The sequence below is a fragment of the Photobacterium minamisatsumaniensis genome (assembly GCF_050336695.1).
GTDB classification, from domain to species: Bacteria; Pseudomonadota; Gammaproteobacteria; order Enterobacterales; family Vibrionaceae; genus Photobacterium; species Photobacterium minamisatsumaniensis.
This window is the reverse complement of the sequence record NZ_JAKJSI010000015.1, coordinates 37,799-62,349: the sequence shown is the minus strand read 5'-3', so window position 1 is coordinate 62,349 and position 24,551 is coordinate 37,799. Positions and strand designations below refer to the sequence as shown.

At 45.8% G+C, this 24,551-nt stretch carries 21 protein-coding genes; 18 read left to right on the top strand and 3 right to left on the bottom strand.

Going from position 1 to position 24,551, the window contains the following annotated elements; all coding sequences use genetic code 11:
- Window positions 1-16: 16 nt before the first annotated feature.
- From nusA to nlpI, 7 genes are all read left to right on the top strand, one after another.
- Window positions 17-1,504 (top strand): transcription termination factor NusA, encoded by a 1,488-nt coding sequence (nusA, locus tag L4D78_RS07405; RefSeq protein ID WP_428466315.1) that lies wholly within the window; start codon window positions 17-19, stop codon window positions 1,502-1,504.
- Between the two features lie 26 nt (window positions 1,505-1,530).
- Entirely contained in the window at window positions 1,531-4,281 is a 2,751-nt protein-coding gene (gene infB, locus L4D78_RS07400) for a translation initiation factor IF-2 (RefSeq protein ID WP_428466314.1), read from the top strand.
- A 95-nt stretch (window positions 4,282-4,376) separates the two neighbouring features.
- Complete coding sequence (gene rbfA, locus L4D78_RS07395) at window positions 4,377-4,775, top strand: 30S ribosome-binding factor RbfA (protein WP_428456392.1); 399 nt, start codon at window positions 4,377-4,379, stop codon at window positions 4,773-4,775.
- Between the two features lie 3 nt (window positions 4,776-4,778).
- On the top strand, window positions 4,779-5,729 hold the full coding sequence (truB, locus tag L4D78_RS07390; protein ID WP_428466313.1) for a tRNA pseudouridine(55) synthase TruB: 951 nt from the start codon (window positions 4,779-4,781) through the stop codon (window positions 5,727-5,729).
- A gap of 219 nt (window positions 5,730-5,948) precedes the next feature.
- Complete coding sequence (rpsO, locus tag L4D78_RS07385) at window positions 5,949-6,218, top strand: 30S ribosomal protein S15 (RefSeq protein WP_006646210.1); 270 nt, start codon at window positions 5,949-5,951, stop codon at window positions 6,216-6,218.
- Window positions 6,219-6,466: 248 nt separating this feature from the next.
- The gene (gene pnp / locus L4D78_RS07380; RefSeq protein WP_428466312.1) at window positions 6,467-8,590 is read left to right on the top strand and encodes a polyribonucleotide nucleotidyltransferase; all 2,124 of its coding nucleotides are present in this window, start codon (window positions 6,467-6,469) and stop codon (window positions 8,588-8,590) included.
- 149 nt (window positions 8,591-8,739) lie between these two features.
- Window positions 8,740-9,651, top strand: coding sequence for a lipoprotein NlpI (nlpI, locus tag L4D78_RS07375; protein WP_428466311.1), 912 nt, complete (start codon window positions 8,740-8,742; stop codon window positions 9,649-9,651).
- 106 nt (window positions 9,652-9,757) lie between these two features.
- On the opposite strand, the gene L4D78_RS07370 is transcribed toward nlpI, so the two are convergent.
- From L4D78_RS07370 to L4D78_RS07360, 3 genes are all read right to left on the bottom strand, one after another.
- Complete coding sequence (locus L4D78_RS07370; RefSeq protein ID WP_428466310.1) at window positions 9,758-10,633, bottom strand: U32 family peptidase; 876 nt, start codon at window positions 10,631-10,633, stop codon at window positions 9,758-9,760.
- A gap of 10 nt (window positions 10,634-10,643) precedes the next feature.
- Complete coding sequence (gene ubiU, locus L4D78_RS07365) at window positions 10,644-11,651, bottom strand: ubiquinone anaerobic biosynthesis protein UbiU (protein WP_428466309.1); 1,008 nt, start codon at window positions 11,649-11,651, stop codon at window positions 10,644-10,646.
- A 143-nt stretch (window positions 11,652-11,794) separates the two neighbouring features.
- Window positions 11,795-13,837 carry a sensor domain-containing protein gene (locus L4D78_RS07360; RefSeq protein ID WP_428466308.1) on the bottom strand — a complete coding sequence of 681 codons (2,043 nt, stop codon included), beginning with the start codon at window positions 13,835-13,837 and terminating at the stop codon, window positions 11,795-11,797.
- A 475-nt stretch (window positions 13,838-14,312) separates the two neighbouring features.
- On the opposite strand from L4D78_RS07360, the gene ubiT reads away from it, so the two are divergent.
- The 11 genes from ubiT to deoC all read left to right on the top strand — a co-directional run bounded on the left by ubiT (window position 14,313) and on the right by deoC (window position 24,501).
- Complete coding sequence (ubiT, locus tag L4D78_RS07355; protein ID WP_428466307.1) at window positions 14,313-14,834, top strand: ubiquinone anaerobic biosynthesis accessory factor UbiT; 522 nt, start codon at window positions 14,313-14,315, stop codon at window positions 14,832-14,834.
- On the top strand, window positions 14,824-15,327 hold the full coding sequence (locus L4D78_RS07350) for a GNAT family N-acetyltransferase (RefSeq protein WP_428466306.1): 504 nt from the start codon (window positions 14,824-14,826) through the stop codon (window positions 15,325-15,327). Before ubiT ends, L4D78_RS07350 begins: the two co-directional genes overlap by 11 nt.
- Window positions 15,328-15,457: 130 nt before the next feature.
- The gene (locus tag L4D78_RS07345; RefSeq protein WP_428466305.1) at window positions 15,458-15,859 is read left to right on the top strand and encodes a DNA polymerase III subunit psi; all 402 of its coding nucleotides are present in this window, start codon (window positions 15,458-15,460) and stop codon (window positions 15,857-15,859) included.
- Window positions 15,849-16,295 (top strand): ribosomal protein S18-alanine N-acetyltransferase, encoded by a 447-nt coding sequence (gene rimI / locus L4D78_RS07340; protein ID WP_428466304.1) that lies wholly within the window; start codon window positions 15,849-15,851, stop codon window positions 16,293-16,295. Before L4D78_RS07345 ends, rimI begins: the two co-directional genes overlap by 11 nt.
- A gap of 188 nt (window positions 16,296-16,483) precedes the next feature.
- A complete protein-coding gene (gene prfC, locus L4D78_RS07335) occupies window positions 16,484-18,064 on the top strand; it encodes a peptide chain release factor 3 (RefSeq protein WP_428466303.1) in 1,581 nt (526 codons plus the stop codon).
- A gap of 208 nt (window positions 18,065-18,272) precedes the next feature.
- Window positions 18,273-20,360, top strand: a complete 2,088-nt coding sequence (gene glgX / locus L4D78_RS07330) for a glycogen debranching protein GlgX (protein ID WP_428466302.1) — start codon at window positions 18,273-18,275, stop codon at window positions 20,358-20,360.
- 2 nt (window positions 20,361-20,362) lie between these two features.
- On the top strand, window positions 20,363-20,545 hold the full coding sequence (locus L4D78_RS07325; protein WP_428456380.1) for a DUF5363 family protein: 183 nt from the start codon (window positions 20,363-20,365) through the stop codon (window positions 20,543-20,545).
- Entirely contained in the window at window positions 20,535-21,329 is a 795-nt protein-coding gene (locus L4D78_RS07320) for a TatD family hydrolase (protein ID WP_428466301.1), read from the top strand. Before L4D78_RS07325 ends, L4D78_RS07320 begins: the two co-directional genes overlap by 11 nt.
- A gap of 220 nt (window positions 21,330-21,549) precedes the next feature.
- Window positions 21,550-22,815: a NupC/NupG family nucleoside CNT transporter gene (locus L4D78_RS07315; protein ID WP_428456378.1), complete on the top strand. Its 1,266-nt coding sequence runs from the start codon at window positions 21,550-21,552 to the stop codon at window positions 22,813-22,815.
- A 297-nt stretch (window positions 22,816-23,112) separates the two neighbouring features.
- Window positions 23,113-23,283: a XapX domain-containing protein gene (locus L4D78_RS07310; RefSeq protein ID WP_428456377.1), complete on the top strand. Its 171-nt coding sequence runs from the start codon at window positions 23,113-23,115 to the stop codon at window positions 23,281-23,283.
- A 444-nt stretch (window positions 23,284-23,727) separates the two neighbouring features.
- Window positions 23,728-24,501 carry a deoxyribose-phosphate aldolase gene (deoC, locus tag L4D78_RS07305; protein WP_428466300.1) on the top strand — a complete coding sequence of 258 codons (774 nt, stop codon included), beginning with the start codon at window positions 23,728-23,730 and terminating at the stop codon, window positions 24,499-24,501.
- Window positions 24,502-24,551 lie beyond the last annotated feature (50 nt).

Genomic DNA, 24,551 nt, shown 5'->3' with positions numbered 1-24,551 from the left:
AATTGGGGCATTAGAAATGAACAAAGAAATCTTGGCTGTCGTTGAAGCGGTATCCAACGAAAAAGCTGTTCCTCGTGAGCGTATCTTCGAAGCACTCGAGATTGCACTAGCAACAGCAACAAAGAAAAAAAGCGAAGCAGAAATTGATGTACGTGTTGAAATCGACCGTAAAACGGGCGAATTCATTACTTACCGTCGTTGGAAAGCGGTTGAAGAAGTGACTCAACCAACGCTAGAAATGACGTTAGAAGCTGCGCAGTACGATGATGAAACCATTGAGCTTGACGGTTTCGTTGAAGATGAAATTGAATCTGTAACGTTTGACCGTATTACGACTCAAACGGCTAAGCAGGTTATCGTACAAAAAGTACGTGAAGCAGAACGTGCACAAATCGTTGAACAATTTATTGACAACGAAGGTGAGCTAATCACCGGCATAGTCAAGAAAGTTAACCGCGATGCTGTTATCATTGATCTTGGTAACAATGCCGAAGCCGTTATCCAGCGTGATGACCAGCTTCCTCGTGAAAACTTCCGTCCGGGTGACCGTGTGCGTGGCCTACTGTATGCAGTTCGCCCAGAAGCACGTGGCTTCCAGCTCTTTATGACGCGTTCAAAATCTGAAATGCTGACAGAGCTATTCCGTATTGAAGTGCCAGAAATTGGCGAAGAAATGATTGAACTGATGGGCGCAGCTCGCGATCCTGGTTCTCGTGCAAAAATTGCTGTTAAAACTAACGATAAGCGTATTGACCCAGTGGGTGCGTGTGTTGGTATGCGTGGCGCACGTGTTCAAGCTGTTTCTGGCGAACTTGGTGGTGAGCGTATTGATATCGTACTTTGGGACGAAAACCCAGCTCAGTATGTTATCAATGCAATGGCTCCAGCTGAAGTTAGCTCGATCATCGTTGATGAAGACAACCACACGATGGATATCGCTGTTGAGCAAGATAACCTTGCTCAAGCAATCGGTCGTAGTGGTCAGAACATTCGCTTAGCTTCTCAGCTTACTGGCTGGGAACTGAATGTGATGACTGTAGACGATTTACAGAAAAAACACCAAGAAGAAGCGCAAGAGTCTATCGAGCTATTCGCTAAGCATCTTGATGTTGATGCAGACTTTGCAACAGTTCTTGTTGAAGAAGGCTTCACCACGCTAGAAGAAATTGCTTATGTGCCAGTGGCTGAACTAATGACCGTTGAGGGCTTAGATGAAGACACTGTAAATGAACTGCGTAGCCGTGCTAAAGAAGCACTGACAACGCTAGCTCTTGCTCAGGAAGAATCTTTTGAAGGCGTTGAACCAGCAGAAGATCTTCTTGGTCTTGCAGGCCTAGAACGCGAGATTGCGTTTAGATTGGCCGCAAAAGGTGTTTCAACACTGGAAGACTTGGCTGACCAAGGTACTGACGATATCTCTGATATCGAAGGGCTTGATGAAGCTAAAGCGGGTGAGCTAATTATGGCTGCTCGTAATATTTGTTGGTTCAGTGACGAAGCATAAAATTCATTACGCAAGGGAGAAGCAGCATGTCAGAGGTTACAGTTAAAGCATTAGCCGAGGAAATTGGTACGCCAATTGACCGTGTGCTTCAACAGTTTGCCGATGCTGGTATCAGCAAGAAAGCTGAAGAAAGCGTAAGCCAACAGGAAAAACAGACGTTGTTAGCCCACCTGAAGAAAGAGCATGGTGGTGATAGCAGCGCTGGTGAGGCTCCTACACGCCTTACTCTGCAACGTAAAACTCGAAGCACGCTGAGTGTTTCGGGTACAGGTGGCAAGAATAAAAGTGTTCAGGTAGAAGTGCGCAAAAAGCGCACCTACGTTAAACGTTCTGCGCTTGAAGAAGAACAGCGTGCCGCAGAAGATGCTAAGCGTGAGGCCGATGATGTGGCAGTTCGTGAAGCGGAAGAAGCAGCTCAACGTGCAGCCGAAGAAGCTGCCAAGCGTGAAGCAAAAGAGCAAGCGAAGCGTGAGGCTGAACTAGCCGCACAGCGCGCCGCTGAAGAAACGCGCTTAGCTGACGAAAAAGCTAAGCATCAAGCAGAACAGAAAGCTGAACTTAGCGCTGAGGAACAGCAGCTACGTGAAGCTCAAAATAAGCGTTTAGCTGAAGAAAAAGCGAAACGCGCCGCCGCTGATGAACAGGCTAAGATTGATGCCGAGGCGCTCCAACGTCGCCGGGAAGAGGAAGCCAAGCGTAAAGCCGAAGAAGAAAGTCAGCGTCAGCTAGAAGAGGCACGCAAGATGGCAGAAGCAAACGAAAAGAACTGGTCAAAGCCTGATCAGGAAAAAGGTACTATGGATAAAACAGACTACCATACTACGACGTCTAGCTACGCACGCGCAGCAGAAGACGAACAAGATCGTAAAGAAGAAGGTGGTGGTACTACCCGCCGTCGTAAGAAGAAAAAAGCGGGTCCTAAACAAGACAACCGCGGTGGTCGTAACCAACGTGGCCGTAAGCCACAGATGACCAAGCCAACTTCAATGCAGCACGGCTTTGATAAATCAGCAACCGTTGCTAAGCAAGATGTTGTGATTGGCGAGACTATCGTTGTTTCTGAACTTGCTAACAAGATGTCTGTAAAAGGCGTTGAAGTTATCAAAGTGATGATGAAGATGGGTGCAATGGCAACCATCAACCAGGTTATTGACCAGGAAACTGCAGCACTTGTTGCTGAAGAAATGGGTCACAAAGTTGTTCTTCGTAAAGAGAACGAACTAGAAGAAGCGGTACTATCTGACCGTGATGCTGACCTAGCTGTTGTTCCTCGTGCACCTGTTGTTACTATCATGGGTCACGTTGACCACGGTAAAACATCTACACTGGATTACATTCGTAAAGCACACGTTGCTTCTGGCGAAGCCGGTGGTATTACCCAGCACATCGGTGCATACCATGTTGAAACTGACAACGGTATGATCACTTTCCTTGATACCCCTGGACACGCCGCGTTTACCGCTATGCGTGCACGTGGTGCTCAAGCGACAGATATCGTTGTTCTTGTTGTTGCTGCTGATGATGGCGTTATGCCACAAACAGTTGAGGCTATCCAGCACGCGAAAGCGGCAGGCGTTCCTCTGATTGTTGCAGTGAACAAGATCGATAAAGAAGATGCGAACCCAGACAACGTTAAGAATGAGCTAGCTCAGTACGATGTTATCCCTGAAGAGTGGGGCGGTGAGAACATGTTTGTTCACATCTCTGCGAAACAAGGTACTAACATTGACGGCCTGCTAGAAGCTATCTTGCTTCAGTCTGAAATTCTTGAGCTGACAGCAGTTGAAGAAGGCATGGCTAGCGGCGTTGTTGTTGAATCACGTCTTGATAAAGGCCGTGGTCCAGTTGCAACTGTACTGGTTCAATCTGGTACGCTACGTAAAGGCGATATCGTGCTTTGTGGTCTAGAACACGGTCGTGTTCGTGCAATGCGTGATGAGCTGGGTCAAGATATCGATTCTGCAGGTCCTTCTATCCCAGTAGAGATCTTAGGCCTATCTGGTGTTCCTTCATCTGGTGATGAAGCGACAGTTGTTCGTGATGAGCGTAAAGCTCGTGAAGTTGCGCTTTACCGTCAAGGTAAATTCCGTGACGTGAAACTAGCACGCCAGCAGAAAGCGAAACTAGAGAACATGTTCTCTAATATGACAGCAGGCGAAGTTGCTGAGCTTAACGTTGTACTGAAAGCTGACGTACAAGGTTCTGTTGAAGCGATTGCTGATTCACTACTTAAACTGTCAACTGACGAAGTTAAAGTTAACATCGTTGGTTCTGGTGTTGGTGGTCTAACCGAGACTGATGCAGTACTTGCTGCAGCATCAAACGCTATTCTTCTTGGTTTCAACGTCCGTGCTGATGCATCTGCGCGTCGTACGATTGAAAACGAGAACCTTGACCTACGTTACTACTCAATCATCTATCAATTGATTGACGAAGTTAAGTCGGCAATGGGCGGTATGCTTGCTCCTGAATTCCGTCAGGAAATCATCGGTCTAGCTGAAGTTCGTGATGTATTTAAGTCTCCTAAGATTGGTGCTATCGCGGGCTGTATGGTTACTGAAGGCGTCATTAAGCGTAACAATCCTATCCGCGTACTGCGTGATAACATTGTTATCTACGAAGGTGAGCTAGAATCACTACGTCGCTTTAAAGATGATGTTCAAGAAGTTAAGAATGGCTACGAATGTGGTATCGGCGTTAAGAACTACAATGATGTTCGCGTTGGTGACCAAATCGAAGTATACGAAATTGTTGAAATCCAGCGTACTCTTGACTAATACTCAGAGATAACAAGCTGTTTTATAACAAATGATCTATGGGGAGCTTCGGCTCCCCATTCTTTCAAGAGAGTTTTCTCTAAGAGAGGAATTGAATGTCTAAAGAATTTAGCCGTACTCAGCGCGTTGCTCAGCAACTGCAAAAAGAGTTAGCGGTGATCCTGCAGCGTGAGCTGAAAGACCCACGTATCGGTATGACGACTATCTCAAGTGTCGATGTATCTCGTGATATGGGTTACGCAAAAGTTTACGTCACTTTCCTGACTATTGGTGAGCAAACACCAGAAGGTAGCCTAGAAGTACTACGTGAAATGGCACCATACATTCGCTCACTGCTAGGTAAGCAAATTCGTCTACGTGTAACGCCAGAACTGACGTTTATCTACGACCAATCGCTAACTGAAGGTATGCGTATTTCTAATCTGGTGTCAAAAGCTGTGCGTGACGATGAAGATCGCCGCGGTGACGAACCAGAAGCTGAAGGCGAGGAATAAAGCATGGCACGTCGTCGTAAGGGCCGTCCAATTGACGGTGTAATTCTGGTGGATAAGCCAACGGGCATTAGTTCAAATGATACGCTTCAAAAAGTGAAGCGTATCTTTTTTGCTCAAAAAGCCGGCCATACAGGTGCGTTAGATCCTTTAGCGACGGGCATGCTGCCGATTTGTTTCGGTGAAGCAACCAAGTTTTCGCAATTTTTGTTGGATTCAGATAAGCGCTACCGTGTAGTCGCTAAACTGGGTGAGCGAACAGATACCTCTGACTCTGATGGTGAAGTGGTACAAACACGTGATGTGAAAGTTGACCGCGGTCAGCTTGAACGCTGTGTTGCTAAGTTTCGTGGTACAACCGATCAGATCCCATCAATGTACTCGGCGCTGAAGTACCAAGGCCGTAAATTGTATGAATATGCCCGTGAGGGGATTGAAGTACCGCGTGAATCACGCAAAATTACGGTTTACTCGCTGGAGTTGTTGCGTTTTAGCGACAATGAAGTTGAGATGGAATTGCATGTGTCAAAAGGCACCTATATCCGTACCATCGTCGACGACCTTGGAGAGATGCTAGGTTGCGGCGCACACGTTACGTATTTACGTCGAACGGGGGTGTCTAATTTCCCAATGGATCGCATCATGACCATTGAGCAACTAGAAGCACTATTTGAGCAAGCGAAAGCCCAAGGTATTGAGCCTGGCGAGCTGCTTGACCCGTTAATGCTACCAACGGACACTGCGGTACAAGACTTACCAGAAGTGAATATTACGCCAGCATTGGCGGTATTTATTCTGAATGGTAACCCAGTACAAGCAGGTCGTGTACCCGCTGAAGGTACACTTGTACGTATTACGGTTGCAGATAAACGTGAGTTTATTGGTATTGGTACGATTGATGCTGACGGCTTACTCGCGCCAAAACGCGTGATGGCTAACAAAGAAAGCGAGTCGTAATACTGGCCGCTTTCCTTGTAACTGCATGACAGCTAATTATTTCGTAGATTAATGAGAGCAGAATATCCGCTAAAGATATTCTGCTCTTTTGTTTCTCGCTCTTTTCACTCGAATATTCGCTTGTAGTCATGCTGGCCTCCAAGTATAATCCGCGGCTTGGGTGCCGGCTGAATCAGAGATTGGCGGCACAAATTAAAACATTTAGTATTAGGAAGAGTTATGTCTCTGAATGCAGAAACTAAAGCAGCAATCGTTGCTGATTACGCGCAGTGCGAAAACGACACTGGTTCACCTGAAGTACAAGTTGCTTTGCTAACAGCACAGATCAACCACCTTCAAGGTCACTTTGCTAACCACAAACACGACCACCACAGCCGTCGCGGTCTACTACGTATGGTTTCTCGTCGTCGTAAGCTTCTAGATTACCTTAAAGGTAAAAACCTAGATCGCTACCAAGACCTAATCAAGCGTCTAGGCCTACGTCGCTAAGATTGCTTTCAGAAAGGAGCCGAATGGCTCCTTTCTTTTTATCTAAGTACTTTATTTAGTAATTGCACGAGTCGTTTTCGTCGACCTTAAGGTCGCGGCTAATGACAGTTCTTCCAAAGTTGGAGAGTTTTCATTAGTCGCGATGCGTGAAATTACCGTAAAGTGCCTTTCATCACATGACGCTTTTCCTTGTGTCAGATATACTTAACGGCGCAAATAGAAAGCGGAATTAATTTAAGGAAATTCACGTGAATCCTATCGTAAAGACTTTCCAGTACGGTAACCACACAGTTACCCTTGAAACTGGTGTAATGGCTCGTCAGGCTACTGCAGCTGTTATGGCTAGCATGGACGATACTTCTGTATTCGTTTCTGTTGTTGGTAAGAAAGCGGCAGTTGAAGGCCAAGACTTCTTCCCACTTACAGTAAACTACCAAGAGCGTACATACGCTGCTGGTAAAATCCCTGGTGGTTTCTTCAAGCGTGAAGGTCGCCCTTCTGAAGGCGAAACACTGACTGCACGTCTGATTGACCGTCCAATCCGTCCGCTATTCCCAGATGCATTCAAAAACGAAGTTCAGGTTATTGCGACAGTGGTTTCTGTAAACCCTGACGTAAACCCAGACATGATCACGATGATCGCAACGTCTGCGGCACTTGCAATTTCAGGCCTACCGTTTAACGGTCCTATCGGTGCTGCACGTGTTGGTTACGTTAACGATCAATTCGTTCTTAACCCAAGCAACACTGAGCTAGAAGAAAGCCGTCTAGACCTAGTTATTTCAGGTACTAAAGACGCTGTTCTTATGGTTGAGTCAGAAGCTGACCGCCTATCTGAAGAGCAAATGCTACAAGCTGTTGTTTACGGTCATGACCAACAGCAAGTTGTTATCAACGCAATCAACGAGTTTGCGGCTGAAGTAGCAACGCCTGCATGGGATTGGACTGCGCCAGTAGTTAATGCTGAGCTTAAAGCTCTTGTTGCTGAAAAAGCAGAAACACGTCTATCTGACGCGTACCAGATCACTGAAAAGATGGCACGTTACGACCAAGTTGGCGCAATCAAGAATGACGTTGTTGAAGCGCTTCTTGGTGAAAACGAAGAACTTGATGAGCGCGAAATTCGCGGCATGCTAAGTTCGCTAGAGAAAAACGTTGTACGTAGCCGCATCATTGCTGGCAACCCACGTATCGACGGCCGTGAAAAAGACATGGTTCGTGCGCTAGACGTACGTACAGGTGTTCTTCCTCGTACACACGGTTCTTCTTTGTTCACTCGTGGTGAAACTCAGGCGCTTGTTACGGCGACGCTTGGTACACAACGTGATGCTCAAATCATCGATAGCCTAATGGGTGAGAAGAAAGATCACTTCCTTCTACACTACAACTTCCCTCCATACTGTGTAGGTGAAACAGGTTTCGTTGGTTCTCCTAAGCGTCGTGAAATCGGTCACGGTAAGCTTGCGAAGCGTGGTATTGCTGCGGTAATGCCAACAGTTGAAGAATTCCCATACACAGTACGTGTTGTATCGGAAATCACTGAATCTAACGGTTCATCTTCAATGGCTTCTGTATGTGGTACTTCTCTAGCACTTATGGATGCTGGTGTGCCAATCAAAGCGTCTGTTGCGGGTATCGCAATGGGTCTTGTTAAAGAAGGCGACGATTTCGTTGTTCTTTCTGACATCCTAGGTGACGAAGACCACCTTGGTGACATGGACTTTAAAGTAGCGGGTACTGACGACGGTATCACAGCACTTCAGATGGATATCAAAATCGAAGGTATCACTAAAGAGATCATGCAGATCGCTCTAAACCAAGCTAAAGGTGCTCGTAAGCACATTCTTAGCGTGATGGACGATGCAATTGGTACTCACCGTGATGATATCTCTGAGTTTGCTCCTCGCATCCACACGATGAAAATCAACTCTGATAAGATCAAAGATGTTATCGGTAAAGGTGGCGCAGTTATCCGTGCTCTAACGGAAGAAACTGGTACTACGATTGAAATCGAAGATGACGGTACTATCAAGATTGCAGCGACCGAAGGTACTGCAGCGAAAGAAGCTATCCGCCGTATCGAAGAGATCACTGCTGACGTTGAAGTCGGTCGTATCTACACAGGTAAAGTAATGCGTATCGTTGATTTCGGTGCGTTCGTATCTGTTATCGGTGCGAAAGAAGGCCTAGTACACATTTCTCAAATCTCTCAAGAGCGTATCGAGAAAGTAGCTGATCACCTAGAAATGGGTCAGGAAGTACAGGTTAAGGTTCTTGAAATCGACCGCCAAGGCCGTATCCGTCTAAGCATGAAAGAAGCGCAAGCTGACCTGAACCCTGCTCCAGCAGGCGAAGCGAAGCCAGAAGCATAAGTCTTTTTTCTAAAAGCATGATATAAAGGGGCTATTCAGCCCCTTTTTTTATTGCTATTGCTTTAGCATGCCCTTGTATTGCCCTGTATGGTATATGCTAGAGATAGACTTAAGAAGAGTCAGTTGTATTCACCCTAGGGAGAACTGCATTGATTGCAAATAGGATAAAAATCGCATGTCTGGCATTAGTCTTTATGCTGGCAGGCTGCTCATCACCGGATATCCAATGGACCCAGCCACCGATGGCTGTCCCATTCCAGCCTACAATTCAGCAGCAAATTCAGCTCGCACGAATTGACCAATTGCTAAAGCGCGATGATTTAGATAACCAAACGTTGGCTCAAGTCTTTTATGAGCGTGGTTTATTGCATGACAGCCTAGGGCTGCGTGATTTAGCCCGATTGGATTTTAATCAGTCATTATCACTTAAACCTGATCAGCCTGATGTGTTTAATATTCTTGGTGTCTACTTTACCCAAAGTGCCCACTTTGATGCGGCATATGAAGCCTTTGATTCAACCCTTGAGTTGAATGTTCGCCATCCCTTTGCACAGCGAAATAGAGGCATTGCATTATATTATGGCGGGCGTTATGAATTAGCCTTTGATGATCTTAATGCCCATTATCAGCAGGATGTGAATGATCCTTATCGGGTTATCTGGCTCTATCTTACCGAGTTAGAGCAAGACGAAGCGACCGCATTAGACAAGTTACGCCTCCGCTATGAAGCCAGTGATAAGCAAGATTGGGGCTGGCAAATTGTGCGCTACTATCTAGCCGATATCACCGAAAGTGACTTTTTGCGCCAGATAGCCGTCGAGAGCGAAGGCAATGATATGTTGGCTGAGCGCTTAACCGAAGCTTATTTCTATATGGGTAAAATCTACCATTACAACAAAGATTACCCTGCGGCATTGATGCTATATAAACTTACGTTAGCTGGTAATGTATATGAGTTTGTTGAGCATCGTTTTGCTACATTAGAACTAAGCCGATTGATGATTGAAGCCAATAAAGAACAACTCGTTACCACGCCAGTCAATGAGATTGAAGGCGAGTAATTATTGATTGCGAAATGCTAAAAAAGCCGCGAAATATCGCGGCTTTTTTAGGACTAGACACACACTGACATAGGTAGACTTTGCTAAGAGGTTTTAGCTAGTCACTTTACTCTATGTTTAATCCCGCCACATTATGCCAGTAGCCATTACAGTGATGGCCGCCTTCAAGCGGGTGCTGAATCGCACTGTTTTTGTTTGAGCGGAAGTCATCAACCAAAGACAGCGTATCAATCCCAAGTGGACTTAAACGCACCACATCGACCAGCTCGTCCATGCCTTTTTGGTCGTTGATCAGGTTATAACAGTAACCCGACTGAGTCTGAATGCCATTTAGCGTGAAGATCTTTTGCTCTTCCTGGCTGTTAACCGTGATCCCTGTCGGGTACTTAATACAGCAGGTTTCACAGTCGTCTTTCGCTTTGTCTTCTGCGCGAGCAGTAAAACAGCGCGCCGAGTAGGCGAGTGGTAAATAGCCATAGCTGAATACCTCGGTTTCAAACTTATCGCGAATACCGATTGCTTCACACTCTTTGACAACATTGTGTAACCATTCGCGTGACAGTTCGACCGGCATACACCAGCGAGTCATCCCCTTTTTTAAAAAGAGGTTCAGGGTTTGTGCGTTGTAGCAATTTACCGCTGGCCCCACTACAAAAGGAACCTTTGATTCATGAGCAAGCTGGATCGCGGAAACATCGTTGGCTTCAACAATGAAGTCGCCGTTATCAATGTATTTTTTCATCACATTGACTTCGCTTGGTGCTTCTAGCAGTGCCATGGTCGATAACACCACTTGCTTGCCTGTTGCCGAGATGTCTTTGGCAATGTCCAGCCAATGAGCGGGTTTCATTTCGCGGCGCTTAGAGCATACAGTTTCACCTAAGTAGATGATGTCGCTATTGCTGTTTTTTGCTTGCTGATAAAACTCTTCAACGTCGGTTTTCGGCCAGAAATACAAGAGAGGGCCAAGGGAATATTTCATGTTGGCTCCTTTATTGCCATTTTCGGTGGTAAGCACCGAGTGTCGTTTGCTTACCTTCTGATACATTGCCTAAGCAACGGTTCCACGCGGGTTCAACGCTGTAGTTTTCAGGATCGGCTTTATAGCGATCAATCGCAGCTCGCCATGTGCGTGTTACCTGTTCAACATAGGCAGGGCTACGCTGGCGCCCCTCGATTTTTACCGATGAGATATTAGCTTTAAAAAGCTCAGGTAAAATTTCAAGGGTATTCAAGCTGGTTGGCTCTTCGAGTGCATGGTAGCGACGATTTTCGCCATCAATATTGATGTCAAAACGGCCTTTGCATAAGGTCGGGTACCCCGCATTTTCGCCGTTGGCATAGCGGTCGATCAACACTTCATTCAGGCGAGACTCCAACCCTGTTGCGGTCTCTTGCCAGCGAACATATTTAGCTGGCGAGCAAGCACCGACCGTATTCGGGGATTCCCCTGTCATGTACGACGAAAGGTAGCAGCGACCTTCTGCCATAATACATAAACTACCAAAGGCAAATACTTCAAGATCGACATCGGTATTACGTGCTAGCTGTTTCACTTGGTGAATTGACAGTACGCGCGGTAGCACCACCCGCTTTACATTGAAGTTCTGTTTATAGAAATCAATGGCTGCCGTATTGGTGGCAGAGGCTTGAACGGATAAGTGTAGTTCGAGTTCTGGGTACTTCGTTGCCGCATACTCAAGCACGGCAATATCAGCCACAATTAGCGCATCAATCCCCATGGCGGCCGCATTATCAACGGCATTACGCCAGCGTTCAAAGCCGTCAGGGTGGGCAAAGGTATTTAATGCAACGTGCAGTTTTCTGTCGTGATCACGTACGTATTGCACTGCTTTTTCGAGTTTGCGACCTGTAAAATTGAGTCCTGCAAAATGGCGCGCGTTAGTATCATCTTTAAAACCGATATATACCGCATCAGCACCGTTATCAATGGCAGTTTTCAGCGCGGGCAGGTTACCAGCGGGGCAAAGTAGCTCCATATTGTTTTTATCTACCAGTGTGGAAGTAAAGTAATGGAACAAATAGTAGGGGGCGAGGTGCCCCCGTGTTTTGATATCAGGCAGGTTTTGTTGATTTAGGACAACTTATTTTGCATTTTTACCACAAAGGATTATATGCCAACTTAGTGGCGTGCGTGCTTGTGCAAAATGGCCTCAATTTCATTTTTTGGCGCGGGTTTATAGAAGTGAAACCCCTGAATTGAATTGCAGTTCAGATTTGAAAGTAAAGTTGCTTGCTGGCGAGTTTCGACGCCTTCAGCAACCACACTCATGTTGAGCGATTTACCTAAATTGATAATATTTTCAATTAAGGTGACTTGTTTGGGCACACTTTCAATGTCTTTGATAAAGGCGCGGTCAATTTTTAGCTCATCTAATGGAAAGCGGGCGAGATAAGATAATGAGGAATAGCCAGTGCCAAAGTCATCGATGGAAAGGGAGAACCCCTGTTTTTTAATCGCGTTAAGCATTTGAATGGTATGCTCACCATCGCTCATTACGGCGCTTTCAGTCAGTTCAAAGGTAATATCGTTCGGGTTAACGCCTGTGGCTTTACGTAATTTATCGACAAAGGCGATAAGGTTGGGATTGCCAAATTGTTGCGGCGATAAATTAATGGCAACTTTGCCGTTTAATAATCCATGATCCTTCCAAGCTTTGACCGTGGTGAAAACCTCTCGCATTACCACTTGGCCTAACTGTTCTATAAGTCCTGAGCGCTCTGCGACCGGGATAAATTGTGCAGGGCTGATGTAACCTTCGACAGGGTGATTCCAGCGCACCAGTGCTTCTGCACCATCGATAGCAAAATCTCGTGCATTGACTTTGGGTTGGTACCAGACTTCCAGCCCATTATTTTGCAGTGCTTTTTGTAGTTCAATTTCAAGCCAAAGCTGCATTCTTGCTTCTTTGTTCATTTCCTCACTGAACTTAACTAACCGGTTTCGACCCCGATTTTTCGCTTCATACATGGCGGTGTCGGCATTTTGCAGCAAAATGCGTGCATCGTTGCCATCGCCAGGGTAGCTAACCATGCCAATGGAGCAGGCAAGGTGTTTGCTAAAGTGGTGCAGGTCGAAAGGTTGGTTGATCAGGGAAATAATTTGCTGGGCTGTGAGATCGCCGGTACGGGCATGTTCGGGGTTGGGTAGCAGTACGCCAAATTCATCCCCACTGAGGTGGCCGAGTATGGCGTTCTCAGGTAGTTGCTGCTTGAGCCGTTGAGAGATCTCTTGCAGCACACGGTCCCCAATATGATGGCCGAGTGAATCGTTAATGTTCTTGAAGTTATCAATGTCCAAGTAAAGCATCACGAGTGAGGTCTTCTCAGTAATGAGTTGCTCTAGGTGGCGGCTGAAGCCGTGCCGATTATAAAGGCCGGTGAGTGCATCGGTTTGAACCAGTTGATCTACCTTTTCTTGCTCCATTTTTAGTTGCGGTGAATCTTTCTGTGCTTGCAGTAAGAATAACTTCGCTGGAGAATTTAGTTGGGTAATGTCTGATGCGGTAAGTAAGAGTGCTCGACCCGTATTATTTTCCGTATTGGTGTGGCAGCTTCGCGTTTCACCTTGGCTCAGTTTATTAATTTGGCTACCAAGTTGGCGTTTGTTCTGACTATCAATGAGTAACCGGCCCAGTTCTTCGCCTTTTAGATCGCTTGCTGAGCTAAATCCCAGTAACTCCGCGGCTTTGGGGTTGGCATTAATGATAGTATTTCCTTCAACGATGCAACTGCCGTCGGTGATCATTAAATTTAATTGTTGTAATTGGTTTTCCATTTCATGCAATGAATTAACCAGTACTTGCCGTTCAGAGGTATCGGCACAGTGCAGCACGATGTGGCTGATATCACCAACAGAATTGCGAATGGGAGCAAGGCTGAAATGCATGCTACTGTCATGGCGGTTGTCATTGAGCACCACTTCACTTTCAACGGTCTCTCCATTGAAGGCGCGTTGATAATAAGGGCGCATGGATTGGTAGAAAGCTTGGCCTAGTACATCAACATCATTACGGCCAACCAGCTCATTACGCTCTAACCCGCTGACTTCGCAATAGCGGTTATTCACCACCAAATAGTCATGGTTAGGATCCAGCACCGCAAAAAGAAACGGGCTGTTGTCCGTCAGTAAGGGGAACCAATAATTGAGTTGCTCTGTTGGCATGGGCGGTAACGTATATCCGTATTTTGCTGCTTAATTGAAAATTAGGCGGCAAGTGTATGTTGTTGGTTACTATAACCCGTGTTTTAATCGCATTTCCAAACTTTGCATAGACAGACGCATTTTTTTTGACTCACGGCATAAAACAGCTGCCTACTCTTGCAATACAATTACAATTACAAATACCAAACTGAGTAATAGTCTGTCATATCAGAGTCACCTCTGCCGTTTGAGAGCAACCCAAATTGATGAAGATATAGCTTTTCTATATCAAAGTAATTTGGGGTAGATATCGAGCGGCAGAGATACTCCCGAAGGGCGAGTTTAAAAGGTACAGCTACAGTGTTACTTGATTTTGATGGATGTGAATACACCAGTAATCAAGTGCCTTGTACCTGAACCTTTTAATTCTCGCTGATAGGCCAGAATATTGCTCAGTTTGGTATTCATATATGCGACCCATACAGGAAAAAACACAGTGATAGCTCAACTTAGAAAACACATGGTACAGCATGCTCCGTCAATTTTACGAGTACCTGCAAAGCTGACCCCATTTCCAGTACAAAAGAAAATCATGCTGGAAGGGTTGGCAATGGTATTCAAAGAAGCCCTTGAAGATGGTGACTTTGAGTTTTTAGAAGATCGCTGGTTAAAGGTTGAAGTGCGAGATTTGAATCTGAAGTGGTTTATTAGCTATCAAGATGAGAAGCTGGTTGTCTCTGAACATATTGAACAAGAAGATGTGAGTTTCAGTGGTGAATGCAATGATCTGGTATTAATTGCAGCGCGCAAAGAAGATCCTGATACACTGTTCTTCCAACGTCGTCTTCGTATTGAAGGTGATACCGAGCTTGGCTTGGAAGTGAAAAACCTGATGGACAGTATCGATTTGGATTCACTGCCATCCCCTGTCAAATTTGTATTGCAGCAGTCGGCAGACTTCATTCACAAAGGAATGCAAGCGTCAGCTGAGCAAAAAGAGGTTATGAATGCTCATTAGAACCGAAGCGCCGGCGGATATATTGCCGATTGATGCACTACTGAAATCTGTTTTCGAGACCGACGCAGAAGCCCGGCTCGTAATGAAACTTCGAGAAAACGGCAAACGGACCTTATCGTTGGTGGCTTGCAGTGATGAGGGGGAAATCCTTGGTCATTTGTTTTTTAGCCCCGTAACCCGTGATGGGATTGATGATAATTGGCAAGGGCTGGCCCCGCTCGCAATAAAAGCTGAGTACCAGCGTCAAGGCATTGGCCAAGCGTTAATGGAAGAAGCAAAGCTGATGCTAGCCGACTTTGGCTACCCGGTCGTTGTGGTGTTGGGCCACAGTGAATATTATCCGAAGGTGGGCTTTGTTAAGGCTTCCGAGCATGGTTTAGCGTCGACCTATCCAGTACCCGATGAAGCATTCATGGTGCTTGAGCTGATCCCGAATACATTAGGTGATCGAACCGGAACAATTGCTTATTGTGAAGAGTTTGCTGGTGTTTAAACGTCGCAGATAGGCACTGGAAAAAAATACCACCATTCGGTGGTGTTTTTTTATTGGTGGGCAATTCCGTTTAATAATAGATCTGGTAGTATCGCCTCTCAAGAAGCGATACCCAATAGGATATGACTGGATGAAACAGCGTAACTTACAGCTTATGCAGGAGATGGGGCTGACTTACTGGCAGATCCGTAAGCCTGCTTTTTATCCGGACATGGAAATACCAAGCATTGACTTACCTGAGGCGTGTAAACTGCTTTTTGTCTGTGACGATGAGCTAGATGACCATGATAAATGGTTATTTGGTAAAATTCTTAGCAGCATGAAGCTGACAGCAGAACAAGCATTATGTTTACCGCCTTCAGCGATTGAGCAAGTTCGAGAACACCATTTAACCTGGTGTTGGGTGGCAGGCTGTGAATCGCCACACCCTGCGGGTTGTCAGTTATTGACTTCCGTATCGTTAAAACAGATGCATACCCATCCCGCAAGTAAAAAAGCCTTATGGCAGCAGATTTGTTCTTATGACGCATAATATTGTTTTACTCGAGCCACATCATTTGGATGATGTTTGGCGTATTGAGCAGGCTGCTCACCTGTACCCTTGGGCAGAATCGATGATCCGCAAAGCGCCCAATAAAATTGCGGCCAATTATGGGTTTGAGGTCGATGGCCAATTAGTCGGGTATTGTTTTGCTCAGCTGGTGGCTGGCGAAGCGACATTGCTTAACATCGCCATTGATCCGGCTTTTCAAGGCAAAGGATACGGAAAGTTATTACTGGAAGGATTTCTTTCGCAGCTTGAGCTGAAAAACGCACAAGACGTGTGGCTAGAAGTGAGAGCCAGCAATCAGCGTGCTTACCAATTGTATGAAGCTTTAGGTTTCAATGAAATAAACCGCCGTGAAGGCTATTACCCTGCGCCAAATGGCCGCGAAGATGCCCTGATCATGACTTACATGATGATGTAGGCAGGCGGTTTAAGCTATTTTACGCCGCTGCCTAGGGTGTTAGCACTGTCTCTTTGGCTGGCGTTTGCGTATAATTCCGCCATCTTTGGGCTCAGTACCCTGAAAAATAAATTGGAACCTGCCGCTGTGTTATGCGCATGGCTGTCGCGGGTTCAATCAATGAAATCTCTCACAGGATTATCAACGCTATGTCTTTTCTATCTGAAGTGAACAAACGTCGTACGTTTGCTATCATTTCTCACCCGGATGCGGGTAAAACAACCATTACTGAAAAAGTTTTGTTATTCGGAAACGCAATCCAAAAAGCCGGTACGGTTAAAGGCCGAGGCTCAAACCAGCATGCTAAGTCTGACTGGATGGAAATGGAAAAAGAGCGTGGTATTTCGGTAACAACCTCGGTAATGCAGTTCCCTTACAATGATTGTTTGGTAAACCTGCTTGATACTCCAGGGCACGAAGACTTTTCGGAAGATACCTACCGTACACTAACGGCGGTTGATTCATGCTTGATGGTTATCGATGCGGCAAAAGGTGTCGAAGATCGTACCCGTAAGTTGATGGAAGTTACCCGTCTGCGTGATACGCCAATTGTCACTTTCATGAACAAATTAGACCGCGATGTGCGTGATCCAATGGAAGTGTTAGATGAAGTTGAAAGCGAGCTAGGCATGGCTTGTGCACCAATTTCATGGCCAATTGGTTGTGGTAAAGAGTTTAAAGGTGTTTACCACATTCATCGTGATGAAACGATCTTGTATGAATCTGGCCATGGCCATGAGATTCAAGAAGTACGTATTATCAAAGGCCTTGATAACCCTGAGCTTGATGTTGCTGTTGGTGAAGATCTAGCGGCAAGCGTACGTGATGAGCTAGAGCTTGTGATTGGTGCTTGTCCTGAGTTTGATCACGATCTTTTCCTAGCTGGTGAGCTAACGCCTGTATACTTCGGTACTGCACTGGGTAACTTTGGTGTTGATCACATGCTAGATGGCCTAACAAAATGGGCGCCAGCGCCGCAAACACGTAAAGCAAACGAGCGTGATGTAGAAGCTGCTGAAGAAAAATTCTCTGGTTTCGTCTTTAAGATCCAAGCAAATATGGATCCTAAGCACCGTGACCGTATCGCATTCATGCGTATCGTATCGGGTACTTATACCCAAGGCATGAAAATGAACCACGTGCGTACTGGTAAAAATGTCAGTATTTCGGACGCGGTAACCTTCATGGCGGGCGACCGTACACGTGCAGAGCAAGCATTTGCTGGTGACATCATTGGCTTGCACAACCACGGTAAAATTCAGATTGGTGACACGTTTACCCAAGGTGAGAGCCTGAAGTTTGCGGGGATCCCTAACTTTGCGCCAGAGCTATTCCGTCGTATTCGCCTGAAAGATCCACTGAAGCAAAAACAGCTGCTTAAAGGTCTAGTACAGCTATCTGAAGAGGGTGCTGTTCAGGTCTTCCGCCCATTACAAAACAATGATCTTATCGTTGGTGCGGTGGGTGTGCTTCAGTTTGACGTGGTTGTTGCTCGCTTGAAAGCGGAATATAACGTTGAAGCTATTTACGAAGGTGTTAACGTTGCAACCGCGCGTTGGGTTGAGTGCGATGATGCGAAGAAGCTGGAAGAGTTTAAGCGCAAGAGCCAGTCTAACCTTGCACTAGATGGTGGTGATAACCTAAGTTACATCGCGCCTACTATGGTTAACCTGAACCTTGCCAAAGAACGTTTCCCTGAAGTTGATTTCCGTGCCACTCGCGAGCACTAATCACTTTCAGTGAAATTCTGAGCATTGAACCTGAGCATTGATAAAGCCGTCACATTTGTGGCGGCTTTTTTTATTCTTTTGTGAGGTGCCAGTAACTCCTTTCATTTTAAGTCTATTATTCTGTTTGATGCATATCGATATTGCGCGTGGTGATTGCAATATTCACCGTTGTATAGGGTTTAGGCAAGGAAGAGCAGGAGTGGATAGGATGATGGAGTTAGCATATGGTAACGAGGTTTATACATGGCCGGGAGAATCCTTTCCGTTAGGTGCATCCGTTAAGGGGGCTGGGGTAAACTTTAGCCTGTACTCAAAAGATGCCACACGCGTCACCCTTCACCTCTTTACTGGTGCTGATGCAGCCAGCCCACAGCATTCCTTTGAATTGAACCCATCGATCCATAAACGTGGCCATTATTGGTTTATTTTTGTGGCGAATATTGGTCATGGGCAAGTGTATGGCTTTCAAGTCGATGGACCATGGATACCGGAAAAAGGGCTACGATTCGATAAAGATAAAGTGTTAATTGACCCTTATAGTCAAGCAATCTGTTTTGGACGCAATTACAGCCGAGACAGAGCAATAGGCAAAGGGCGTAACATGGATGCCAGCATGAAAAGCATGGTGGTCGATCACTCAGATTTTGATTGGCAAGATGTGCTGGCACCTCGTCACTCGCTCAATGATACGGTGATTTATGAAATGCACGTTGGGGGATTTACCAAGCATCCAACATCGGGTGTCGAGAGTAGTAAAAAAGGCACCTTTGCAGGGATCATCGAAAAAATCCCTTACCTTAAGTCGATGGGGATCACTGCGGTTGAATTGATGCCCGTGCAGCAATTTGATGTCAGTGATGCACCTGAAGGGCGGCAAAACTATTGGGGATACAGCCCAATCAACTTTTTTGCCGTTCATGCCGGCTACAGTGTTGAAAAAGATCCACTAGCTGCAATCAATGAATTTAAAACCTTGGTGAGAGAGCTTCATCGTGCGGACATTGAAGTCATTTTAGATGTGGTGTTCAACCATACGGCGGAAGGTGATGAGCAAGGGCCAACATTCTGTTTTAAAGGGCTGCAGAATGGCGCTTACTACATTACAGATAAAGAAAACGGGCACTATGCGAATTACAGCGGCTGTGGCAATACCTGTAATGCTAACCATAGCGTGTTGCGCCGTATGATTATGGATGCATTGCATTTTTGGGTGACAGAAATGCATGTTGATGGTTTTCGGTTTGATCTGGCTTCGGTATTAGCCCGAGATAGCGCTGGGCAGCCAATGAAAGAGCCCCCGTTGCTGTGGACCATCGACACCGATCCTATCTTATGTAGTACAAAGATCATTGCTGAGGCGTGGGATGCGGCAGGGTTGTATCAGGTCGGTTCATTCATTGGCGATCGCTGGAATGAATGGAATGGAAAGTATCGTGATGATATCCGTGCTTTTTGGCGAGGGGATAGTGGTACAGTCAGCCGCTTTGCATCGCGGATCCTTGGTTCGCCTGATATTTATTGTGGCCGTCATCACTCCCCGCACCGCTCGGTTAATTTTGTTACCGCTCATGATGGCTTTACATTAAATGATCTGGTGAGTTATAGCGAAAAACATAATCTTGCAAATGGCGAAGGCAATAATGACGGCGATAACCATAATATATCCAGCAATTATGGGGTAGAGGGGCCGACAGTCACCAAGGAAATAGAAGAGCTTCGAAACCGGCAGTGTAAAAATATGCTGACAACACTGTTTTTGTCACTCGGCACACCCATGTTGAACATGGGGGATGAAGTTCGACGTACCCAGCAAGGTAACAATAATGCTTATTGCCAAGACAATGAGATCAGCTGGTTTGATTGGAGCTTACTTGATAAGCACCCAGACATGTTGCGTTTTGTGACGCAATTAAGCCAACTTCGCCGCTCGGAGCCCACCATTGATTGGAATATGCATATTTCACTGAGCTCCGTGGTCGAAGAGGTCAGTATTCGTTGGCATGGACTGATCCCCGAGCAACCTGATTGGTCTGATGAATCACATTCGTTAGCACTGACCGTTAATCACCCTATCACTCAGGATGAATTGTATGTGATATGTAATGCTTATTGGGATCCACTTGAGTTCACCTTGCCCAGCAGACAATGTAGTGAATGGCACTTGTTGGTGAATACAGCAAAACGATCACCTTATGATATTTATCATTCTAATGATGCGCCTGTTTATCCACATGATACCATTCTAGTGACAGGACGCAGTATGATCGTCATGGTAGCTAAATCGATGCAGGAGTAGGTATGTTGGTAACGGTAAAAAAGTGGGTTGCGGCATATGACCGCTGGTGTGAACGAATGGGGTTTGTGCCAGAGAACCGTCGTTGCTGTGCACCTGTTCGCTATGATAATGATGATGCCCGCCACCCGAAGAACCGTGCTAAGTCGTTAGCGCATTCAACATGTAACAAAATAGATGCTGATTGACAGTCATTGCCATTTTGATTTTCCACCTTTCTGCGATGACCCAAAGGCGTATTTAACCTTGGCGCAAGAGGCTGGAGTCGGCATTGTTGTGGTTCCTGCTGTCGGTGAGCGTAATTGGCAGGCGATCCGCCAGTTGAGTGCTGTGTTCGACAATGTTTATTATGCTCTGGGGTTGCACCCTTTTTTTAGCGCAGAGCATACAGAGAACGCCATTGCTCGGTTGGCCTCGGAGCTTGCTGTTGAATCAGAATTGAGAGAAAAAAATGCCTCTCGGTGCGTAGCTGTTGGCGAATGTGGTCTAGACTTTGCCATTACGGATGCAAATCGAAATCAACAGATTTCGTTACTAACTCAACAGTTGGTGCTGGCTAATGAACATAACTTACCCATTATTCTTCATTGTAGAAAAGCCTTCCCTGAGTTAATGCGTGTTTTGAGGCAAAATCCACCGATTGCAGGTGGGGTATACCACGCTTTTAGTGGTAGTTACCCGCAAGCAAGGCAGCTTATTGATCTAGGTATCAAAATTGGCGTTGGTGGAACGATTACATATCGCAGAGCCAATAAAACACGTAATACAATAGCGACATTGCCTTTGGCAACACTTTTGCTGGAAACGGATGCGCCGGATATGCCGATAGCAGGGTTTCAAGGGGAGCCTAATCGACCAGACCGACTTGCTAATATTATGCGTGAACTTGCAGAGATTAGAGTGGAAAGTGAACAAGAGATTGAGCGGGTTATCACCTTAACCACAGCTGAACTTTTTAGTATTTCGTTGTGAACCTAAGTCACAATAAAAACGATTGCGCGAAACGGTTGCGTTAAACGTTTTCCTTTTTGTGAGGTAGCTCACAAATGAGATTGAACTTTTACTCTGTCTCTCTAAAAACTGTGATTCCTGCATTACTTTATCCGTCTCAGCATGGGTATAATGCGCCGGACTCTTAATGAGCCAAATTGTCGAGACGCCAAAAAACTTAACTAAAGGGAAGCCATAAACCATGAGCCTGTTTATGAGCCTGGTTGGGATGGTTGTATTGCTAGGTCTAGCGGTACTACTATCTGATAACCGTAAAGCTATTAATCTACGTACTGTTGGTGGTGCATTTGCCATCCAATTCTGTTTAGGTGCATTTGTTCTTTATGTACCAGTTGGTCGTGACGTGCTATACGGTATGTCAACGGCTGTTTCCAACGTTATCGCTTACGGTAACGATGGTATTAACTTCCTATTTGGTGGTCTGACTTCAGACACTATGTTTGAAGTGTTTGGTGGTGGCGGTTTCGTCTTCGCCTTACGTGTACTACCTGTAATTGTTTTCTTCTCTGCACTAATCAGCGTACTTTACTACCTAGGCATTATGCAGGTTGTAATCAATGTACTTGGTGGTGGTCTGCAGAAAGCACTAGGTACGTCTCGCGCGGAATCTATGTCTGCAACAGCTAACATCTTCGTTGGTCAAACGGAAGCACCATTGGTGATTCGTCCGTTCGTACCAAAAATGACTCAGTCTGAGCTGTTTGCAGTAATGTGTGGTGGTCTAGCGTCTGTTGCTGGTGGTGTACTTGCAGGTTACGCATCAATGGGTGTTCCTCTAGAGTACCTAATTGCCGCATCATTCATGGCAGCACCGGGTGGTCTTCTATTTGCTAAGATCATCAAGCCTGAAACTGAAGAAGCTGTTGAACAGTTTGCTGGCGATGCTGACGATGCTGACGACAAACCAGCGAACGTTATCGATGCTGCGGCTGCAGGTGCTTCATCTGGTATGCAGCTTGCGCTAAACGTTGGTGCAATGCTACTAGCATTCATCGGTTTGATTGCCCTAGTTAATGGTATCCTTGGTGGTATTGGTGGCTGGTTCGGTATGCCTGAACTAACACTAGAATTTATCCTTGGTTACGTATTCTCACCACTTGCATTCCTAATCGGTGTGCCTTGGTCTGAAGCAACTATTGCTGGTTCATTCATTGGTCAGAAACTGGTAGTTAACGAATTCGTTGCTTACCTAAACTTTGCACCATACCTAGCTGAAGGTGCAGAAGTTGTACTTTCACCGAAGACTGAAGCTATCATTTCGTTCGCTCTATGTGGTTTCGCTAACCTATCATCAGTAGCTATCCTACTGGGTGGTCTAGGTGGCCTAGCACCGAGTCGTCGTCACGAGATTGCTCAATTTGGTATGAAGGCTGTTGCCGCAGGTACGCTTTCTAACCTAATGTCTGCAACAATTGCTGGTCTATTCGTTACGCTTAACGCAATGTAATCAGCCGACGTAAGTCGATGAAAAACGCCACAGCTTTGCTGTGGCGTTTTTGTCTGTAACTTCCATTTATTCTTTATAACGCAAATCACCTTTCTTCCCCCCGGTTAGCTCCCTTATCTGTATCAACATATAGGGTAAACGTTAACGCTTGTTGTTTTAATTTATGCCATAAAATCGATTGCGCTCCAATTTCTGCCATTCTGGTTTGTTAGCATGTGGTTTATACCATTAAGAACAACAGGCGACGTAAGGCAGACTACACTTTCTCTTGTGCGAAAACCGTTTGAGAGAATGATTATGAATGAAGTCATATTGGCACTGTTCGCTGGGTTTATTGTTGGCGTGTTATTTTCAGCGCTGAAGTTACCTATCCCTGCGCCACCAGTATTGTCTGGCGTTATGGGGATCGTTGGGGTTTATGGTGGGGGTATTGCTTACCAATGGATCGTAGAGCGTTTTTTTAGCTGACTCAAACGATTTATAGCCCATAAATTGGCCGATGATGTTTTTCGTTACGTAAACACATTGTCCACACTGGGAAACGTAACTTTCATGGTGGTGGGTATGTTCGCTTGGTATTATAGACCCGCACCATCACAAACTGATTAACGCTGTTTCAGCCAATACCGTCATGGTGTTACCTATCGCTAGGCAGGCTGAAAGAGCATAACGGCTGGGAAGAGCAATCTGCTCTTTCCAAGCGGTGAAATGGAAATCAATCAGGTTAACGATCTCGCATTGTTTACCTGAGTCTTCAAGGAATCAAGTCCGTAATACCCTGTCGGGCATGTGTCAGGCACGGGTATAACTGTTCGCGTAGCGGGCCGTTTGGCGGTGGCGCACAAGACTGCCGTCAAGCGTATGGAACAGTTCTATAAAGCTTGGTAGAAAATAACTGGACTGGAGATAGTCATGAGCGATTTAAAAGCTGCTGCACTTCGTGCACTTCAACTAATGGATCTTACAACTCTTAACGATGACGACACTGACGCAAAAGTGATCGAGTTATGTAAGAACGCAAAAACAGCTGTAGGTAACACAGCAGCAGTATGTATCTACCCACGTTTTGTTCCTGTTGCTAAGAAGCAACTGCGTGAGCAAGGTACACCAGAAGTTCGCATTGCAACCGTTACTAACTTCCCGCACGGTAACGACGACATTGAAATCGCAGTTGCAGAAACTAAAGCAGCAGTTGCTTACGGTGCAGATGAAGTTGACGTGGTTTTCCCGTACCGCGCACTAATGGCTGGCAACGAAGAAGTTGGTTTTGAGCTAGTTAAGCAGTGTAAAGCAGCGTGTGGCGATATCCTTTTGAAAGTGATTATCGAAACAGGCGAGCTGAAAACTGAAGCACTAATCAAGAAAGCATCTGAGCTATCAATCAAAGCTGGTGCAGACTTCATCAAGACTTCAACGGGTAAAGTGCCAGTAAACGCGACACCTGAGTTCGCAGAAATCATGCTTAACGTGATCAAAGAGATGGACGTTGCTAAAACAGTTGGTTTTAAACCTGCTGGTGGCGTACGTACCGCTGAAGATGCACAGCAATACCTAGACATGGCTAACCGTATTCTAGGCGCTGAATGGGCTGACAACATGCACTACCGCTTCGGTGCTTCAAGCTTACTTGCTAACCTACTTCACACATTGGGTGAAGGCGAAAAAGCAGCTGAAGGCGGCTACTAATTCTTTCCTATAAGGTGGCCAACTGGCCGCCTTATTTTTAATTACCTGTG

What these genes read in the sequence shown, in the direction of transcription:
- nusA (WP_428466315.1), top strand. Translation starts at nt 17, where the DNA reads ATGAACAAAGAAATCTTGGCTGTCGTTGAAGCGGTATCCAACGAAAAA.
- infB (WP_428466314.1), top strand. Translation starts at nt 1,531, where the DNA reads ATGTCAGAGGTTACAGTTAAAGCATTAGCCGAGGAAATTGGTACGCCA.
- rbfA (WP_428456392.1), top strand. Translation starts at nt 4,377, where the DNA reads ATGTCTAAAGAATTTAGCCGTACTCAGCGCGTTGCTCAGCAACTGCAA.
- truB (WP_428466313.1), top strand. Translation starts at nt 4,779, where the DNA reads ATGGCACGTCGTCGTAAGGGCCGTCCAATTGACGGTGTAATTCTGGTG.
- rpsO (WP_006646210.1), top strand. Translation starts at nt 5,949, where the DNA reads ATGTCTCTGAATGCAGAAACTAAAGCAGCAATCGTTGCTGATTACGCG.
- L4D78_RS07370 (WP_428466310.1), bottom strand. Translation starts at nt 10,633, where the DNA reads ATGAAATATTCCCTTGGCCCTCTCTTGTATTTCTGGCCGAAAACCGAC.
- ubiU (WP_428466309.1), bottom strand. Translation starts at nt 11,651, where the DNA reads ATGGAGCTACTTTGCCCCGCTGGTAACCTGCCCGCGCTGAAAACTGCC.
- L4D78_RS07360 (WP_428466308.1), bottom strand. Translation starts at nt 13,837, where the DNA reads ATGCCAACAGAGCAACTCAATTATTGGTTCCCCTTACTGACGGACAAC.
- L4D78_RS07350 (WP_428466306.1), top strand. Translation starts at nt 14,824, where the DNA reads ATGCTCATTAGAACCGAAGCGCCGGCGGATATATTGCCGATTGATGCA.
- L4D78_RS07345 (WP_428466305.1), top strand. Translation starts at nt 15,458, where the DNA reads ATGAAACAGCGTAACTTACAGCTTATGCAGGAGATGGGGCTGACTTAC.
- rimI (WP_428466304.1), top strand. Translation starts at nt 15,849, where the DNA reads ATGACGCATAATATTGTTTTACTCGAGCCACATCATTTGGATGATGTT.
- prfC (WP_428466303.1), top strand. Translation starts at nt 16,484, where the DNA reads ATGTCTTTTCTATCTGAAGTGAACAAACGTCGTACGTTTGCTATCATT.
- glgX (WP_428466302.1), top strand. Translation starts at nt 18,273, where the DNA reads ATGATGGAGTTAGCATATGGTAACGAGGTTTATACATGGCCGGGAGAA.
- L4D78_RS07325 (WP_428456380.1), top strand. Translation starts at nt 20,363, where the DNA reads ATGTTGGTAACGGTAAAAAAGTGGGTTGCGGCATATGACCGCTGGTGT.
- L4D78_RS07320 (WP_428466301.1), top strand. Translation starts at nt 20,535, where the DNA reads ATGCTGATTGACAGTCATTGCCATTTTGATTTTCCACCTTTCTGCGAT.
- L4D78_RS07315 (WP_428456378.1), top strand. Translation starts at nt 21,550, where the DNA reads ATGAGCCTGTTTATGAGCCTGGTTGGGATGGTTGTATTGCTAGGTCTA.
- L4D78_RS07310 (WP_428456377.1), top strand. Translation starts at nt 23,113, where the DNA reads ATGAATGAAGTCATATTGGCACTGTTCGCTGGGTTTATTGTTGGCGTG.
- deoC (WP_428466300.1), top strand. Translation starts at nt 23,728, where the DNA reads ATGAGCGATTTAAAAGCTGCTGCACTTCGTGCACTTCAACTAATGGAT.